Origin of the sequence: Kitasatospora sp. GAS204B, from assembly GCF_029892155.1 — a bacterium.
Classification (GTDB): domain Bacteria; phylum Actinomycetota; class Actinomycetes; order Streptomycetales; family Streptomycetaceae; genus Kitasatospora.
The window spans coordinates 125,533-141,529 of record NZ_JARZAG010000019.1 but is presented as its reverse complement, the minus strand read 5'-3'; the positions used below and the strand labels follow the sequence as shown (position 1 = coordinate 141,529).

15 protein-coding genes are annotated in these 15,997 nt (G+C 70.5%); 7 read left to right on the top strand and 8 right to left on the bottom strand.

Translation table 11 applies throughout. The features are described from left to right. The first annotated feature begins 49 nt into the window (after positions 1 to 49). Positions 50 to 1,792: a succinate dehydrogenase flavoprotein subunit gene (sdhA, locus tag P3T41_RS24700; protein ID WP_280692389.1), complete on the top strand. Its 1,743-nt coding sequence runs from the start codon at positions 50 to 52 to the stop codon at positions 1,790 to 1,792. Further along, on the top strand, positions 1,792 to 2,586 hold the full coding sequence (locus tag P3T41_RS24695) for a succinate dehydrogenase iron-sulfur subunit (protein ID WP_280692387.1): 795 nt from the start codon (positions 1,792 to 1,794) through the stop codon (positions 2,584 to 2,586). Before sdhA ends, P3T41_RS24695 begins: the two co-directional genes overlap by 1 nt. A 75-nt stretch (positions 2,587 to 2,661) precedes the next feature. Here the strand turns inward: P3T41_RS24695 and P3T41_RS24690 are convergent, their stop codons facing one another. Beyond that, positions 2,662 to 4,332 (bottom strand): hypothetical protein, encoded by a 1,671-nt coding sequence (locus tag P3T41_RS24690; protein WP_280692385.1) that lies wholly within the window; start codon positions 4,330 to 4,332, stop codon positions 2,662 to 2,664. Positions 4,333 to 4,405: 73 nt separating this feature from the next. Further along, entirely contained in the window at positions 4,406 to 4,612 is a 207-nt protein-coding gene (locus P3T41_RS24685) for a hypothetical protein (RefSeq protein ID WP_280692470.1), read from the bottom strand. Between the two features lie 80 nt (positions 4,613 to 4,692). Between P3T41_RS24685 and P3T41_RS24680 the strand changes: the two genes are divergently transcribed. Further along, positions 4,693 to 4,944 carry a hypothetical protein gene (locus tag P3T41_RS24680; protein WP_280692383.1) on the top strand — a complete coding sequence of 84 codons (252 nt, stop codon included), beginning with the start codon at positions 4,693 to 4,695 and terminating at the stop codon, positions 4,942 to 4,944. A gap of 139 nt (positions 4,945 to 5,083) precedes the next feature. Here the strand turns inward: P3T41_RS24680 and P3T41_RS24675 are convergent, their stop codons facing one another. The 4 genes from P3T41_RS24675 to P3T41_RS24660 form a co-directional block, all read right to left on the bottom strand. Then, complete coding sequence (locus P3T41_RS24675; RefSeq protein ID WP_280692379.1) at positions 5,084 to 6,172, bottom strand: rRNA adenine N-6-methyltransferase family protein; 1,089 nt, start codon at positions 6,170 to 6,172, stop codon at positions 5,084 to 5,086. 7 nt (positions 6,173 to 6,179) lie between these two features. Beyond that, complete coding sequence (locus P3T41_RS24670; RefSeq protein ID WP_280692378.1) at positions 6,180 to 6,329, bottom strand: hypothetical protein; 150 nt, start codon at positions 6,327 to 6,329, stop codon at positions 6,180 to 6,182. Positions 6,330 to 6,558: 229 nt separating this feature from the next. Next, on the bottom strand, positions 6,559 to 6,783 hold the full coding sequence (locus P3T41_RS24665) for a hypothetical protein (RefSeq protein ID WP_280692376.1): 225 nt from the start codon (positions 6,781 to 6,783) through the stop codon (positions 6,559 to 6,561). After that, positions 6,780 to 6,968 carry a hypothetical protein gene (locus P3T41_RS24660; RefSeq protein ID WP_280692374.1) on the bottom strand — a complete coding sequence of 63 codons (189 nt, stop codon included), beginning with the start codon at positions 6,966 to 6,968 and terminating at the stop codon, positions 6,780 to 6,782. The genes P3T41_RS24665 and P3T41_RS24660 overlap by 4 nt, the downstream gene beginning before the upstream one ends. A 144-nt stretch (positions 6,969 to 7,112) precedes the next feature. Here P3T41_RS24660 and P3T41_RS24655 point away from each other — a divergent pair, with 144 nt between their 5' ends. Then, on the top strand, positions 7,113 to 7,856 hold the full coding sequence (locus tag P3T41_RS24655; protein ID WP_280692373.1) for a helix-turn-helix domain-containing protein: 744 nt from the start codon (positions 7,113 to 7,115) through the stop codon (positions 7,854 to 7,856). Between the two features lie 4 nt (positions 7,857 to 7,860). After that, positions 7,861 to 8,331 (top strand): NUDIX domain-containing protein, encoded by a 471-nt coding sequence (locus P3T41_RS24650; RefSeq protein WP_280692371.1) that lies wholly within the window; start codon positions 7,861 to 7,863, stop codon positions 8,329 to 8,331. A gap of 564 nt (positions 8,332 to 8,895) precedes the next feature. On the opposite strand, the gene P3T41_RS24645 is transcribed toward P3T41_RS24650, so the two are convergent. Continuing rightward, positions 8,896 to 9,669: a recombinase family protein gene (locus P3T41_RS24645; RefSeq protein WP_280692369.1), complete on the bottom strand. Its 774-nt coding sequence runs from the start codon at positions 9,667 to 9,669 to the stop codon at positions 8,896 to 8,898. Positions 9,670 to 9,771: 102 nt separating this feature from the next. On the opposite strand from P3T41_RS24645, the gene P3T41_RS24640 reads away from it, so the two are divergent. Further along, positions 9,772 to 11,091 (top strand): serine hydrolase, encoded by a 1,320-nt coding sequence (locus P3T41_RS24640; RefSeq protein ID WP_280692367.1) that lies wholly within the window; start codon positions 9,772 to 9,774, stop codon positions 11,089 to 11,091. Between the two features lie 177 nt (positions 11,092 to 11,268). Here P3T41_RS24640 and P3T41_RS24635 read toward each other — a convergent pair whose 3' ends face one another. Further along, positions 11,269 to 12,210 carry a YhjD/YihY/BrkB family envelope integrity protein gene (locus tag P3T41_RS24635; protein ID WP_280692365.1) on the bottom strand — a complete coding sequence of 314 codons (942 nt, stop codon included), beginning with the start codon at positions 12,208 to 12,210 and terminating at the stop codon, positions 11,269 to 11,271. Positions 12,211 to 12,390: 180 nt separating this feature from the next. On the opposite strand from P3T41_RS24635, the gene P3T41_RS24630 reads away from it, so the two are divergent. Continuing rightward, positions 12,391 to 15,954, top strand: a complete 3,564-nt coding sequence (locus P3T41_RS24630; protein ID WP_280692364.1) for a CDP-glycerol glycerophosphotransferase family protein — start codon at positions 12,391 to 12,393, stop codon at positions 15,952 to 15,954. Positions 15,955 to 15,997 lie beyond the last annotated feature (43 nt).

The window sequence follows — 15,997 nt, the reverse complement described above, 5'->3', positions numbered from 1 at the left end:
CTAATCGGCCATCGCAGAGCCAGCAAGAGCCAGAGGCGAGCTAACCCCCATGCAGATTCACCAGTACGACACCGTCATCGTCGGCGCCGGCGGCGCCGGCATGCGCGCGGCCATCGAGTCGACCCAGCGCAGCCGCACCGCGGTCCTGACCAAGCTCTACCCGACCCGGTCCCACACCGGCGCGGCCCAGGGCGGCATGTGTGCCGCCCTGGCCAACGTCGAGGAGGACAACTGGGAGTGGCACACCTTCGACACGGTCAAGGGTGGTGACTACCTGGTCGACCAGGACGCCGCCGAGATCATGTGCAAGGAGGCCATCGACGCCGTCCTCGACCTGGAGAAGATGGGCCTGCCCTTCTCCCGCACCGAGGCCGGCCGGATCGACCAGCGCCGCTTCGGCGGCCACACCCGCAACCACGGCGAGGCGGCCGTGCGCCGCTCCTGCTACGCGGCCGACCGCACCGGTCACATGATCCTCCAGACGCTGTTCCAGAACTGCGTCAAGCACGGCGTCGAGTTCTTCAACGAGTTCTACGTCCTCGACCTGCTGATCAACGACGGCAAGACCTCCGGCGTCGTCGCCTACGAGCTGGCCACCGGCGAGATCCACGTCTTCCAGGCCAAGGCGGTCGTCTTCGCCTCCGGCGGCACCGGCAAGTTCTTCAAGGTGACCTCCAACGCCCACACCCTCACCGGTGACGGCCAGGCCCTGGTCTACCGCCGCGGCCTGCCGCTGGAGGACATGGAGTTCTTCCAGTTCCACCCGACGGGCATCTGGCGGATGGGCATCCTGCTCACCGAGGGCGCCCGCGGTGAGGGCGGCATCCTGCGCAACAAGGACGGCGAGCGCTTCATGGAGCGCTACGCCCCGGTCATGAAGGACCTCGCGTCCCGTGACGTCTGCTCGCGCGCGATCTACACCGAGATCCGCGAGGGTCGCGGCTGCGGCCCCGAGGGCGACCACGTCTACCTGGACCTGACGCACCTTCCGCCGGAGCAGCTGGACGCCAAGCTCCCGGACATCACCGAGTTCGCCCGTACCTACCTCGGCATCGAGCCCTACACGGACCCGATCCCGATCCAGCCCACCGCGCACTACGCGATGGGCGGCATCCCGACCAACGTCGAGGGTGAGGTGCTGCGCAACAACACCGACGTCGTCCCCGGCCTGTACGCGGCCGGCGAGGTCGCCTGCGTGTCCGTGCACGGCGCCAACCGCCTGGGCACCAACTCGCTGCTGGACATCAACGTGTTCGGCAAGCGGGCCGGCATCGCCGCCGCCGACTACGCGAGCAAGAGCGAGTTCGTCCCGCTGCCCGCCGACCCGGCCGAGAAGGTGCAGGCGCTGGTCGACGGCCTGCGCGAGTCCACCGGCACCGAGTCCGTGGCGCAGATCCGCAAGGAGCTGCAGGAGACCATGGACGTCAACGCCATGGTCTACCGCACCGGCGCCACCCTGAAGCAGGCCGGCGAGGACATCGCCGCGCTGCGCGAGCGCTACAAGCACGTGGCGATCCAGGACAAGGGCTACCGCTACAACACCGACCTGCTGGAGGCCGTGGAGCTGGGCAACCTGCTCGACCTGGCCGAGGTGCTGGTCATCTCCGCGCTGGCCCGCGAGGAGTCGCGCGGCGGCCACTTCCGCGAGGACTTCCCGACCCGTGACGACGTGAAGTTCATGCAGCACACCATGGCGTACCAGGAGGTCGCCGAGGACGGCACCACCTCGATCCGCCTTGACTACAAGCCGGTCGTCACGACCCGCTACCAGCCGATGGAGCGTAAGTACTGATGAGCGCCCCCACGATCGACGCCCCGCACTCCGCGGCGCTGGACGCGGCCGAGGCCGGCGGCGTCCAGATGATCAACTTCACCCTGCGGATCCGCCGGTTCAACCCGGAGGAGCACCCGGACCCGGTGTGGGTGGACTACCAGCTCACCATGGACCCCAAGGAGCGCGTCCTGGACGCCCTCAACAAGGTCAAGTGGGAGCAGGACGGCACCCTCACCTACCGCCGCTCCTGCGCGCACGGCATCTGCGGCTCGGACGCCATGCGGATCAACGGTCGCAACCGGCTGGCCTGCAAGACCCTGCTGAAGGACGTCGCCACCCCCGACGGCAAGGGCGGCATGCAGCCGATCACCATCGAGGCCATCAAGGGCCTCGCGGTCCTCAAGGACCTGGTGGTCGACATGGACCCGTTCTTCCAGGCGTACAAGGACGTCATGCCGTTCCTGATCACCAACGGGAACGAGCCGACCCGCGAGCGCCTGCAGTCCGCCGAGGACCGCGAGCGATTCGACGACACCACCAAGTGCATCCTGTGCGCCGCGTGCACCTCGTCCTGCCCGGTCTTCTGGAACGACGGCCAGTACTTCGGCCCGGCCGCCATCGTCAACGCGCACCGCTTCATCTTCGACTCGCGTGACGAGGGCGCCGAGCAGCGCCTGGAGATCCTCAACGACCGCGAGGGCGTGTGGCGCTGCCGCACCACCTTCAACTGCTCGGAGGCCTGCCCGCGTGGCATCGAGGTCACCAAGGCGATCCAGGAAGTCAAGCGCGCCCTGGTGACGCGCCGCTTCTGACGCTCCGTCGAGCCGACAACGGCCAGGGCCCCGTCCGATCGGACGGGGCCCTGGCCGTTGTGTTGTGCGTCTGCGTTACTGCAGCACTCCGAAGTCATACGGCTCGGTCCAGCCGCTGAAGACGTCCAGGTGCCCGTCCGGGGTGACCGCCCACAGGTCGGCCACACCGTCGCCGTCCAGGTCACCGGAGCTGCCCAGGGTCGGGTAGGCAGCGGTGGTGAAGCCGGACGCCACCACGTGGGCGGTGGGGTCCGCCAGAGCGGAGAAGTCGAAGGTGCCGTCGGCCTTCTTCGGCAGCGGGAAGGCGTGCAGGTCACCGGTGGCGCGGTCGCGGGCCCAGAGCGCCAGATTGCCCTGCGCGTCGGCACCGGGGGCGACCAGGTCGTAGCCGCTCCAGTTGCCGGTGGTGGTCAGCTGCTGGGCGACAGTGAAGCGCAGCGAGTTGGCCCGGTCGAAGAGCCACAGGTTGCCGCCCTCGACGGTGAGCAGCGCTGCATCGTTCGGCTTGCCCGGGTCGGTGGAGCCGAGCGCGACGAGCTGCGTCACACCGGACCAGTCGGAGCCGTAACCCGCGGGGCAGCCGATGGTGGCCCCAGTGACGTCCTGGCACGTCGTGGGACGGCTGACCAGCCCGGGGTACTGCCCGCCGAGCTGGAGCGAGCCCTCGTTGCGGTACATGTAGAGGGCGCCGGGGTTCTGCGGGTTGTGCACGAAGACCGTGTCCGCGGTCGCGGTGTTCGGCATCCAGCCACGGTGGGCGATCTGCAGACCGCTCCAGCTGCCGGATCCGCCGGGCGCGTCGGCCGCCGGGAAGGCCTCGCTCGGCGTCGTGCTGCCGCTGTTGCCCTTGATCACCTGGAGGGCACCCGCACCGTCGGGCACCACGATGTCCGCCAGACCGTCGTTGTCCACGTCACCCGGAGTGGCCGGCGGGGTGGGGTTGCTCGGCGCGTAGAAGCCGTACGAGACGGTCTGCGAGACGTTGCCCGCGTTGTCGATCGCCTGGACGGCCAGCGTGTTCGTGCCCCAGTCGGCGGGCGTCAGCTGCACGCTCGCCGTGCCGTCGGCAGCGGGCACCACGGTGTTGGCGGCCCCGCAGCCGGTGAAGATGCCCAGCGAGGCGGGCGCGAGCGCGTACTGGTAGCAGGCCACTCCGGAGGCCGCACCGCCGGCGGGCACCGGGTCGGCGCCCGTGAAGGTGAAGGTTCCTGGCTGGCCGGCGTACTTGGTCGCCGTCTGCCCCGAGCCCTGCGCCGGGAAGTCGGTGGAGTTCACGCCGACGGTCGGCGGGGTGCGGTCGACCCGGAAGTGGCACTCGGGCGTGGACGCGTCCACGCCCGCGCCGGCGGTGTAGGCGTGCCAGACGTAGCTGTGGCCGTCCTGCAGACCCGGCACCTGGACGCTCACGGTGCCGTTCTGGACCGCCAGCTTGGTGGCCCGGAACACCGAGGTGTGCGGGTCGGTGGTGGTGTCGGTGACCGCGATGTCCGGCAGCACGGCGGCGCCGGCCGGGAGCTGGACGTCAGCGCTGAGCGTCGGCGGCGCGATGCTCAGCCCGACCCAGCCCGGGGTGCCGTTCGGCGCGCAGTCCTCGGCCGGGGTGCCTCCGGGGGCAAGCACCGGGGCGGGAGTGACGCGCGGGTTGCTGAAGGACGGCGCGGTGTCGGCGACGGCGTTCGGGGCGGCGGCCAGACCGACGGCCATGGTGAGCACGCCGGTGGCGGCGAGCAGGCGGGTGGTACGCAAAGGAGTCGAGTCCCCCTCGAAAGAACTTCCGATACTGCGGTGAGCAGCTGGGACTCTGTCAGGCGCCGAACCGTCAGGTCAACGGCTTTCCGGCGCGCAGCCCGCGCAGCCCCACCGCACCCACCACGACACCCAGCACGAAGGAGGTGACGGCCAGCGCCAGGTGGATCCAGAAGAAGGCGGTGGGGTGGCCGTGGTCGCCGTTGGTGAAGGCCTGGTGGGCCGAGTCCTGCCAGAGATTCTTCACGAAGGTCGAAGAACGGAAGACACCCAGGAGGATCCCACACCCCCGGCAGCTGGCCCGGCGGGCACGGCCCACATACTTGAGGGACCGGTTACTCCGCTCGAAGGACCACACCCATGAAGCTCACTCGCCCCGTCTCTTGGTTCCTTACGGCGTTCGGCGCGTGGTCTTGGATGGTCTGGGTGACATTCGCCAAGAACCTCTGGGCCGACTCCGCCCACCAGGCGTTCACCAATGGCGATCACTCCCACCCGACCGCCTTCTTCTGGATCCACCTGGCCCTCACCATCGTGTCGTTCGCCCTGGGGACGGCCATCGGCGTCATCGGCATCCGGGGCGTTCTCGCCGCCCGGCGCGCCGCCCAGTAAGCGAAGCAGCCCCGCCCGCGCACCACACGGGCGGCGCACAGGCGGGGCGGTCCCGCTGCACTTGTCGTGCCTTCCCCAGCAGCGGGAGACGGTGGCCCGGCCGCCCGTGGGGGACGTATGGCAGCCGGGCCGGTCAGGGTCAGCCGATCACGTGGTCCGGGTCGTCCAGCCAGGCCCGGTGTTCGCCCGCCACGGTCACGGTCAGGCCGAGCCGGGACAGGTCCGGGCAGTCGTGGCGCTGCCACCACTCGCGGGCGGCTGTCACCTCGTCCCACAGGTTCCGGGGGCCGGACTGCGAGACGGCATGCTCGCCCTGCCAGTCGGCAAGGCGGCAGTGGGCGTACGACTGCCCGTCCCAGATCTCGAACCGGCCCGTGCCGAACCGGTCGTAGGAGGCCCAGACGCTCTGCCGGAACAGGCCGGGCATCAGCAGGCCGATCGCGAACGCGGCGTCGGTGTTGTCGGCGACGTCAGCGGGGTCGATCTCCGAACGGCCGTAGCGGACGTCTTCGATCTCGAACTCGCCGCTGTCGGGCCGCTGGTCGCGGATCCACATGAACGCCACGTCCGCCACGAACGGACCGCTCGCCGACTTGCCATCCTCGGCGACCGTGAGCCGCGCCAGTGCCCCGTTGCAGAAGGCGGTGCCGTACGGGGCCAGGATCACCCCGCCGGGCTCGGTCTGCTCGATCAGAGCAGCGGGCAGACGCTGAACGGCGGCCGTCAGGTGAACCCGCTGGAAGGGCACCCCGGCGGGGTCGCCGAGCATGCCGTCACCGACCACCACTCGGGGCCGCAGCCCGAGCGCGCCGAGCCGGCCCCGCGCCTCGGCGGCGAGCCTGGGATCCACCTCGATGCTGACCACGTTGTCAGCGCCGAGTCGGTGAGCCAGCAGGCCCGCCGTCCACCCCGTACCTGTGCCCACCTCCAGGACGCGCATCCCCTCGGCGACGTCCAGCTGGCGGAGCATCGTGGCCACCACCGTGGGCATGGAGCTGGACGAGGACGGGATCTCGGTCCCCTCGTACAGCTGCGTGACCAACGGCAGGTCCGAGTCGGCCAGCTCCGCCCATCGAGCCGGGCTCGTCTCACTGTCGATCCACTCGCCCCCGTGGTGGATCCGCGCCGGAGTGAAGCGGTCGCGCGGGACGGCGCGGAACGTCTCTTCCCAGTCGGCCGACAGTGCCCCGGACTCCCGGAGCCTGTCGGCGAGTTCGCCCCAGTTCATCGGCTGCCTACTTCCCGGGCTTGGGCAGGTTGGTGGGCGGCGCGTCCCGCTGCCCGTCCTGCGGGGCCGTGTCCGGCGACCCCGAGTGACCGCCGCCCGAGCCCCCGCCCGCCTTGCCGGGCCCGTCGTTGCCGCCGCCTCCGCCGTGCTTTCCCATGGCTGTGCCTCCTCATGATTGGTGTGTTCTCCGCGTCTGCGTGCTCCGTCGTCACTCCGGCGGCATCGGACCGGGGCCGGGTGGACGGTTGGGGCCGGGCGTGGGAGTGGTCATGCCGGTGGCTCCTCACACACTGAGGTGTTCCGAATCACCGGTCGGTGTCCGGGTCGTTCGGTGTTGGACCCCGCTCCGGTCGGCTGTCTGCCAGGGATGACGACCGGGGCGGGAGTCAGTTGGCCGGCCAGCAGCGGGGGTGGTTGGCCTCGCGCACCCTGGCGAGCAGTTCGGCCCGCCGTCGCCGCTCGTCGGTCGTCAACGGAGCTTCGCTGAACTCTTCCGGAGTCAGCACCGGTCGGGGCTCGGCAGGGCACTCACGCGGCCACGGGTGAGCCCTGATCCACTCGAAGGGGTCCACCGGCTCCGGGCCGCCGTCGGCCTGCTGAGCGGCACTCACGCGATGTCCTTGTCGGGGCACTTGTCGCTGCCGCAGGTGCAGAACGGCCACCCACGCGGCGTACCCCTGATGGCCCGGGCAGAATACTCCGGGTCGTACTCGTCCAACGGGTTGCCGACAGAGGCACGCTGGCGCTGCTCGGCCCGGTACTCGGCGAGGGTCCTGCGTTGCCCGCCCGTCGTCATCTGCCCACTCCTCCCACTTGGTGGATACCAAGGTCCGGCAGTCGCCCGGGACGGTGGAACCTCGTGCAAAGGACACTTCGGGACGTCCCCCGTGCGGTAGAACGTCCCCAACAAAGGCCCGGTGTCTGTGGGGAGACAATCGCGATGCCGAACGAGAGACTGAAAAGCGCTATGACGTCCGGCGGTTGGACGCACGCCGCCCTGGCGGAGAAGGCCGGCGTGGACACCAAATCGGTTGAACGATGGGCCAACCAGAACAGGACGCCCCGGCTAGGGACAGCCCGCCTGGCTGCCGAAGCACTGGGAGAAGACGTGTTCGCACTGTGGCCGAGCCTGCGGCAGCCCCGTGCCGCCCGCGCGATAAGCCCTGAACTGGTGGGGCTGTACGAGCAGCGGGCCGACTTGCCGGTCTCCGTCTTCGTGGACCTGCTCGGCAAGGCCACGGAGCGAATCGACGTCCTTGTCTACGCGGCGGTCTTCCTCCACGAGGCGTACCCCCGGCTCAACGACCTGCTCCGTGAACGCGCCGCCGAGGGCTGCACCGTCCGCATCGCCCTCGGTGACCCCGACAGCGAGAACGTCAGGCAGCGCGGCCAGGAGGAGAAGTTCGGCCACGGCATCGAGTCCCGTTGCAGACTCGCGCTCCTGCACTACCGCCCTCTCCTCGGGACTCCCGGGATCGAGATCCGCACCCACTCGACGACGCTCTACAACAGCCTGTACCGAGCAGATGACCAGCTCCTCGTGAACGCGCACGTGTGGGGCGTCAACGCCTTTGGCGCGCCGGTCTGGCACCTGCGGCGCTCGGGCGCAGGGACGCTGTTCGACACCTATGCTGCGAGCTTCGACGCGGTGTGGGACACCGCTCGACCGGCTGAGGAGAACTGATCACGTGGCACGAACCGAGTACTACGACGATCCCGACGCCCCCAAGCCGAACCGGGTCGTCGTCGCGGCATCCGCCGTCGTGACCGACGACAGGGGCCGCATCCTGCTGCAACGGCGAACCGACAACGGGCTGTACGCGTTGCCCGGCGGAACGATGGACCTCGGCGAGTCGCTGCCCGGGACGGCGGTGCGGGAAGTCCAGGAAGAGACCGGACTTGCTGTGGAGATCACGGGCCTGGTCGGCACGTACACCGACCCCCGCCACATCATCGCCTACTCGGACGGCGAGGTCCGCCAACAGTTCAACGTGTGCTTCACCGCTCGTATCACGGGCGGAGAACTGAGGATCTCCAGCGAATCCACCGACCTCCAGTTCGTCGCCCCGACCGAGATCGAGAACCTGCCGATGCACCACACCCAGCGGCTCCGGCTCCAGCACTTCCTGGAACACCGGGCGACCCCCTACCTCGGATAAGCACCCGGACGACGAAAAGCCCCCGACCGACCCTCGAAGGGGCCAGGCGGGGGCAGTGGGCAGCTCAACGGCTCGGGTAGGGCGCACGGCGCCACAGGCCCCGGCCGTTCTGCCGGAGACCGACCGTGGCGGGCAGCAGGCACCTGCGAGCGCCGTGCTGACCGGTTCGGTGAGCGTCGCCCGCGCAGGTGCTGGCGAGCGTCTCATGACAGGCCGGGCAGTGCTCGGCGCGCCGACCGGACCAGCGCCGACCGCACGGCGGGTGAACGACAGTTCGGATAGGTAACTCCGTCCTCCTGCCAGAGCAGGGATTTCGCGGCTTGGCGGGCCGTTCCGCAGCCGGTTGGGCTCAGGCCGGCTGTGACCGACCGACGCGCCCGGGTGGCAGCGGCACGAGACTCCTGCTGACCAGGCGGCCCTACGCGTACGCGCAGGTGCGCGCCTGCACCCGCGTCGTGCACGCGCGCGTGGGCCACCCGGGCCAACCGGCCGAAAGGCCAGGTCACAGCAGGTGACCGAGAGATCCGATCGGAAGTCCCAGACCCGTAGCCACGCCGAATCCTGCTATGGCGTAGCGATCAGCGAGGAAAGGTCCTCCTGCTCCGCGAACCGTAGAGCAGCCGCCACCAGCCACGCCTGGTCATCCGGATCGGCGAGATCGGCGTTGGTGATCTTCGCCCAAACCTGGCGGGCGACGTAGTCGTCAAGGTGAGCGGTCTGCACCGACAGACCACCGTGCCCAATGGGGTTCGCGCACATGTAGTAGCACCCGCTCTTGCCCATCGAGCCCTCGCACATGGCGCAACGGGAGAACTTCCAGCCGGACAGCTCCGGCACGCCGTTCTCGTACTGCCGCTCAGCGAGGCCGCGCTGACCGATCTTCTCTTGGAGCTCCAGCCAGGTCTGGCTCGGGATGATGCCCTGGTGCGGCGTCAGCGGAGCCCCTGACTGGTCCCGGGCAATGACGTTGGCCAACGTCCCCTTGGGGCCCTTCGGGAGGCGCACCGAGGCGAACCCGCCGATGCAGGGGTGCGTGAGGATGTGACGCACGGTCTGAGCCCGCCAGATGATCCCGGTCCGCTGCCGGCCAGGGAATCCGCGCTCCCGGACGGCCTTCTTGCGCGCCTCGGTGTTCCGCTGCGCTGTGGTGCCCGGGGCGGGGGTGCCCTCCTTGTTCATGGTCGCCGCGATGCGGTTGTAGGCGTAGCCCTTGAACGCGAGGTCAACCAGCTTCCGGACCACGTCGGCGTAGGCCATCTCCGCTTCGTCCCAGTGGTCCTCGTTGGGCTCAAGTGTGGTGACGGTCAGCTTCCCGATCACCTCGCGGCGGGCCTTCATACCGAACGGCAGGGAGCCGATCAGCCCAGTCGGCGGTCCCCCGTTCCGGCGAGCCGGGCGACGGGCCGGGGCCGGTGGACGTTGGACGGGTACGGACACCAAATGCACTTGGATGCTTACCTGATGTGTCGTACTGGTCGTCGGGCCGCCGCGCTGGCCGCCGCCCTGGTGCTGGCGGCCGCCCCCGTCGCCGCGGCCGAGCCGCCGCCGGTCGCCACCGTCGTCGGTGGTGAGCGGCTCGGGCTGCCCGGGGTGCAGGTCGCGCTCGGGCCGGGGGCGCCGCGGCTGCCGGAGGGGCTGACCGGGATGTCCTGGCTGGTGGCCGACGCCGACTCCGGTGACGTGCTGGCCGCCTACAACCCGCACCTGCGGCTGCCGCCGGCCAGCACGCTGAAGATGCTCTTCGCCGACACCGTGCTGCCCAAGATCGACCGCAGGGTCGTGCACCGGGTGGCGCCCGAGGATCTGGCGGGGCTGGGCAGCGGCAGCAGCCTGGTCGGCGTCAAGGAGGACCTGGACTACCGCGTCGAGGACCTGTGGCGCGGGGTCTTCCTCAGTTCGGGCAACGACGCGGTGCACGTGCTCGCGCACATGAACGGCGGCGTCGACCAGACGGTCCGTCAGATGCAGCAGAAGGCGAACGACCTCGGGGCCGCCGACACCCACGTGGTCTCCCCGGACGGCTACGACGAGGACGGGCAGCTGACCAGCGCCTACGACCTGACCCTGTTCGCCCGGGAGGGCCTGCGCAACCCGGACTTCCGCTCCTACTGCGCCACCAAGGACGCCCAGTTCCCCGGCTTGGTGGACAGCCGGACCGGTCAGCGCGCCACCTTCGGGATCCAGAACACCGACCGGCTGCTCGGCAAGTACCCGGGCCTGATCGGGGTCAAGAACGGCTACACCACCAACGCGGGCAGCACCTTCGTCGGCGCCGCCGAGCGGGACGGGCACACGCTGCTGGTCGCGGTGATGCACCCGGACACCTATATGAAGGTCTACGACGAGACCGCCGCGCTGCTGGACTGGGGCTTCGCCGCCGGCGGCCGCCTGACCCCGGTCGGGCGACTGGTCTCCGCCAAGCCGGCCGTCACGGCCGCGACCGCGCCGAGCCCCGCCGCCGGGTCCGCACTGGTGCCGGTGCCGGTCCCCGGCCAGGCGCTGCCGGGCAGCGTGCCGGGCGGCCGGCAGCAGCTGGCCGGGCCGCTCCGGCACGGCTCGACGATGCCGAGCCCGGAGAGCTGGACGGTGATCGGCGTCGTCACCGTCATCGGCGCCGCTGCGGCCGGCTGGTTCCTGAACCGGCGCCGGTCCGCGCCGGTCCCGGCCGCCGGCCGGGCCGCCGCACCCCGGGGTGCCACCGCCTCCTCCGCCCTGCGCGGCGCCACCGCGTTGCGCCGCCGGCCGAAGCGGGACAGCTAGGGCCTCTCTTACGGATCTTGTCGGATCAGCGCGCGGCGGTGGGCGCCCGGCTGGGTGTGCCGGCGGATCGTCCTCGTACTGGGTCGTACTTGGATGATTCGCCGGTGCGTCCAGGCGGGAGGCCCGGCGTCGCACGCCCGGCAAGATCCGTAAGAGAGGCCCTAGGGCCTCAAGCCGCTACGGCCGCGTCGGCGGGCCGGCCATGCCGAGCTCGCCGGCAGCGCGGTAGGCGGTCTCCGCGCTCGCGCGGGCGCGGGCCCGGGCGCCCTCGGGGTCGGCCAGGGCGGTCCAGGCGACGCAGTACATGAGCAGCCGGCAGACGAAGTTGATCCAGAGCAGCAGCGCGACCGGCACGCCGAAGGCGCCGTACAGGCTCTTGCCCGCCACCGAACCCAGGTAGGAGGAGAGCAGCAGCTTGAGCAGTTCGAAGCCGACGGCCCCGATCAGCGCGGCGGTCATCAGGTCGCGGCGGTGCTGGCCGGCGATCCGGGGGAACGGGGCGAGCAGGTACAGGAAGAGCAGCAGGTCGGCGCCGACCGCGATGACGAAGCCGGCCACCGCCAGCAGGTAGTGCGCCTGGCCCTGGTCGGAGAGGCCGAGGCCACTGGCCAGCCGTCCCGCCAGCTGGGTGGTGATCGCGGAGGCGCCCAGCGAGACCACCGAGACCACGCCGAGGCCGACCAGCACCACGCAGTCCCAGACCTTGCGCAGCACCACGTTGCCGTCCTCCTCGGGCAGCTGCCAGATGTCCCGGATCGCACCGCGTATGGTGCCCACCCAGCCGAGCCCGGAGATCAGCAGCAGCAACCCGCTGAGCACCCCGACGGTGGCGGCGTTGGCGATCAGCGAGTCCAGACCCAGCGAGTTGGCCAGCCCCGGGACCTGGTCGGCGATCTTGTGCTTGAGGGTGTCCACCCGGGTCGGAGTGAGGGTGGTCACCGCGATCGCCAGAGCCACCGTCAGCAGCGGGAAGAGCGCCAGGAAGCCGAAGAAGGTGACGGCACCGGCCAGCCGGTTGGCCTTGGCCGCCGTGAAGTGCTGGTAGACGCGGTACGGGCGGCTGCGCAGCACGGCGGCGACCAGTGGACCGATCACCGGCAGCCTGGTGAGGAATCCCATGCGGTTCAGCCTGACAGGTCACCGGCCGGCGTCCGCTCAGCCCCGCCGGGCCTGGCCGACACGGGGGGCCGGCCGGGTCGGACGGTAGGATTCGCCGCGTACCGCCTGTCCGGTGGCCCTCGAAGCCTCGGGTCCGCTCCAGGCCGTGACACCGCCCCTGATGAAAGGCCCGCCCCGAAGATGGCCCCCCGTCTCTCTGTCGTTGTTCCGATCTACAACGTCGAGCGGTACCTGGAGGAGTGCCTGGAGTCCATCGCCGCCCAGACCATGAGCGACCTCGAGTGCATCATGGTGGACGACGGTTCGAAGGACGGCAGCGCGGCACTCGCCGAGGCGTTCGCCGCCAAGGACTCCCGATTCAGACTGGTCCGCAAGCAGAACGCCGGCCTCGGCGCCGCCCGCAACACCGGCCTGCTGCACCTGACCGACGGCACCGAGTTCCTGGCCTTCGTGGACAGTGACGACACCCTGCCGCCGAGCGCGTACGAGCTGATGATCTCCACGCTCGACAAGACCGGCTCCGACTTCGCCACCGGCAACGTGCTGCGCTTCCGCGCGGTGGGCCACTACCCGTCGGGCGGCCACGCCAAGCCGTTCCGCGAGACCAGGCTGAAGACCCACATCACCGAGATCCCGGCGCTGGTCACCGACCGCACCGCGTGGAACAAGGTGTACCGGCGCAGCTTCTGGGACATGGCCGGCCTGCTCTACCCCGAGGGCATCCTGTACGAGGACGCGCCGGTCAGCGTGCCGCACCACTACCTGGCCAAGAGCGTGGACGTGCTCACCGAGCCGATCTACCACTGGCGCGAGCGCGAGGTCGGCGAGATGTCGATCACCCAGATGCGCACCAACCCGAAGGGCCTGATCGACCGGGTCACCTCGATGGAGCTGGTCCGCACCTGGCTGCTGAAGCAGACCGACCCGAAGTTCAAGGAGTACCTGCGCTCCTACGACGAGAACAACCTCGTCGAGGAGATCCCGATGTTCTTCTGGTCGGTGGTCGACGGCGAGCAGGACTACCGCGACGCGTACCTGGAGTGCGTGGGCCGGCTGCTGCGCGTGATCGGGCCCGAGCTGGTCCGCAAGCTGCGCGCGCCGCTGCGGCTGAAGTACCACCTGACCCTGCAGGGCCGGATCGACGAGCTCGTCGAGCAGATGGCCTTCGAGGCCGAGAGCAACGGCGCGGCGCCGGCTCGCGGCCTGGTCCGGCCGTACGCCGACTACCCGTTCCTGCGCGGTGGGCGCAAGAGCGTGCCGGCCGACGTGCTGCGGCTGGACAACGCGCTGGTGATGCGCAGCCGGGTCTACGAGTCGGCCTGGGAGGACGGCAAGCTGCGGCTGACCGGGCACGCCTTCCCGGAGCACGTGGGTGTGGAGGGCAAGCACGACCTGGTCCGCAAGATCGTGCTGCGCGAGGCCAAGGGCAAGCGGATCGTCACCTTCTCCGCCAAGACCCAGTACGCGCCCGAAGCGACCGCGAGCTCCCCGCACGACCTGTACAGCTGCGACTGGGCCGGCTTCACCACCTTCATCGATCCGGCGAAGCTGAAGAAGCGCGGCCAGTGGCAGGACGGCATCTGGCGGGTGCTGATCGGCGGCGTCGGCAAGGCCGGCGTCTACAAGGGCCGGATCTCCGGCGGCTGGGCCGACACGGCGCAGAGCTACCCGACCCACTGGGTCGACGCCAGCACGCGGATCGTGCCGTTCCTGAAGGACGGCTTCCTGCACCTGAAGGTCGAGACGCTGCGCGCCTCGGTCACCGAACTGGGTGCGGCGGACGGCGAGATCGAGCTCAACGGCACGGTGCGCGGCGGCTCCGACCTGTCCGGGCTCCGGCTGCAGCTGCACCACTCGCAGTCCGGCAGCAAGATCGACTTCCCGGTCGAGTTCGGCACCCCGGCTGGGCGACCGGTGCCGTTCACCGCGCGGATCCCGCTCACGCAGCTCGCCGAGGTCCGTGACCGGTGGAACGCGCTGGACCCGGCCGCCGACACCCGCAGCGCCGACCAGTGGTACGCCAAGCTGCTGCTGGCCGACCGGACCACGCTGCCGGTCATGGTCGACGAGCGGGCGCCGCTGCAGCACCTCGAACTGCCGCTGGACCCCGAGTCCCCGGTGGGCACCGCCCGGGTGCTGGTCTCCAAGCCGACCGACACCGGGCACCTGCAGTTCGCCGACCAGCTGGTGCAGCCGGTGGTGGACCGGATCACCGGCGCTGACGAGCAGGGCTTCACGCTCACCGGCCACTTCCCGCTGTCCGGCGAGCACCGCTACGACCTGGTGGTCCGTCACGTCTGGCGCGAGGAGGACTACCTGCACCCGGTGCTGGTCAGCGACGGCCGCTTCGAGGTGAACCTGCCGGCCACCCCCATCAGCTCGTACGCGGGCCAGGTACCGCTGCACAAGGGCACCTGGGAGGTCTTCTTCCGGCCCGAGGGCGGCGATCCCGACTTCGCCTGGCCCAAGGTCCAGGTGGCGCTGGAGGCGCACGCCGCGCTGCCCGCCGAGATCCGCGCGCGCGGCAAGCAGGTGGTGCTGGAGCGCCGCTACTTCGACACGCTCTCGCTGGAGGCGCACGCCGACCTCGGCCCGCACGAGCGCAGCGGCTACCGCCAGCGGGTGCTGCGCAAGGAGGCCTACCCGGCCGCCAAGCAGCAGCCGCTGCGCCAGGCGGTGCTCTACAACGTGGCCAACGGCGGCCAGTACGCCGGCTCGCCGCGCGCCATCCACGAGGAGCTGGTCCGCCGCGGCCTGCCGCTGGAGCACCTGTGGACGGTGGACGACCAGCAGGCCGAACTTCCGCAGAGCGCCCGCGGGCTGCGGCAGTGGAGCCCGGAGTGGTACGAGGCCGTGGCCACCGCCAAGTACATCGTCACCAGCGCCCAGTTGCCCGACTTCGTGAGCCTGCGTCCGGACCAGGTGGTGCTGCAGACCTGGGTCGGCAGCCCGCTCAAGCGGATCGGCCACGACTTCGAGAAGATCTGGTTCATCGACAGCAACTACCTCAAGCACCTCGACCGCGAGGTGCTGACCTGGAGCAAGCTGATCTCCGGCGGCAGCTTCGCGACCCCGGTGCTGCGTCGGGCCTTCAAGTTCCAGGGCGAGATGCTGGAGACCGGCTACCCGCACAACGACATCCTGTTCTCCCCCGACCGGGAGAAGCGGGCCGCCGAGGTGCGCCGCAAGCTGGGCCTGCCCGAGGGCAAGAAGGTCGTGCTGTACGCGCCGACCTTCCGGGAGGACCGCAAGCGCCCGCAGGGCGGCTACCAGATCGACCTGCGGATCGACCTGGCGGCGGCCCGTGCCGCGCTCGGCGAGGACCAGGTCCTGCTGGTCCGCCCGCACGCGAACTGCTATGGCCCGGTCGCCGACGCCGGCAACGGCTACGTCTGGGACGTCTCGCGCTACCCCGACATGGCCGACCTGCTGCTGGTCGCCGACGCGCTGGTGACCGACTACTCGGCCTCGGTGTTCGACTTCGTCAACACCGGTCGGCCGGTGCTCTTCTTCACCTACGACCTGGAGCACTACCGCGACAACCTGTGCGGGTTCACCTTCGACTTCGAGCGGGACGCACCGGGGCCGCTGCTGCGGACGTCGGCGGAGCTGGTCGAGGCGCTGGGTGACCTGGACCGGGTCGCGGCCGAGCACCGCGAGGCCTACACCGCGTTCCGCTCGACCTACTGCGACCTGGACGACGGCCACGCCGCGGCCCGGGTGGTGGACGGTCTGCTGGGCTGACGGCCTGCTGGGCCGAGTCCTCGGCTGGGAAGGCCTGCGGGCC

Excerpts from the sequence above, each read along its gene's own strand:
- sdhA (WP_280692389.1), top strand. The coding sequence starts at position 50 with ATGCAGATTCACCAGTACGACACCGTCATCGTCGGCGCCGGCGGCGCC.
- P3T41_RS24695 (WP_280692387.1), top strand. The coding sequence starts at position 1,792 with ATGAGCGCCCCCACGATCGACGCCCCGCACTCCGCGGCGCTGGACGCG.
- P3T41_RS24680 (WP_280692383.1), top strand. The coding sequence starts at position 4,693 with ATGAAGCTCACTCGCCCCGTCTCTTGGTTCCTTACGGCGTTCGGCGCG.
- P3T41_RS24675 (WP_280692379.1), bottom strand. The coding sequence starts at position 6,172 with ATGAACTGGGGCGAACTCGCCGACAGGCTCCGGGAGTCCGGGGCACTG.
- P3T41_RS24670 (WP_280692378.1), bottom strand. The coding sequence starts at position 6,329 with ATGGGAAAGCACGGCGGAGGCGGCGGCAACGACGGGCCCGGCAAGGCG.
- P3T41_RS24660 (WP_280692374.1), bottom strand. The coding sequence starts at position 6,968 with ATGACGACGGGCGGGCAACGCAGGACCCTCGCCGAGTACCGGGCCGAG.
- P3T41_RS24655 (WP_280692373.1), top strand. The coding sequence starts at position 7,113 with ATGCCGAACGAGAGACTGAAAAGCGCTATGACGTCCGGCGGTTGGACG.
- P3T41_RS24645 (WP_280692369.1), bottom strand. The coding sequence starts at position 9,669 with ATGAAGGCCCGCCGCGAGGTGATCGGGAAGCTGACCGTCACCACACTT.
- P3T41_RS24640 (WP_280692367.1), top strand. The coding sequence starts at position 9,772 with ATGCACTTGGATGCTTACCTGATGTGTCGTACTGGTCGTCGGGCCGCC.
- P3T41_RS24635 (WP_280692365.1), bottom strand. The coding sequence starts at position 12,210 with ATGGGATTCCTCACCAGGCTGCCGGTGATCGGTCCACTGGTCGCCGCC.
- P3T41_RS24630 (WP_280692364.1), top strand. The coding sequence starts at position 12,391 with ATGGCCCCCCGTCTCTCTGTCGTTGTTCCGATCTACAACGTCGAGCGG.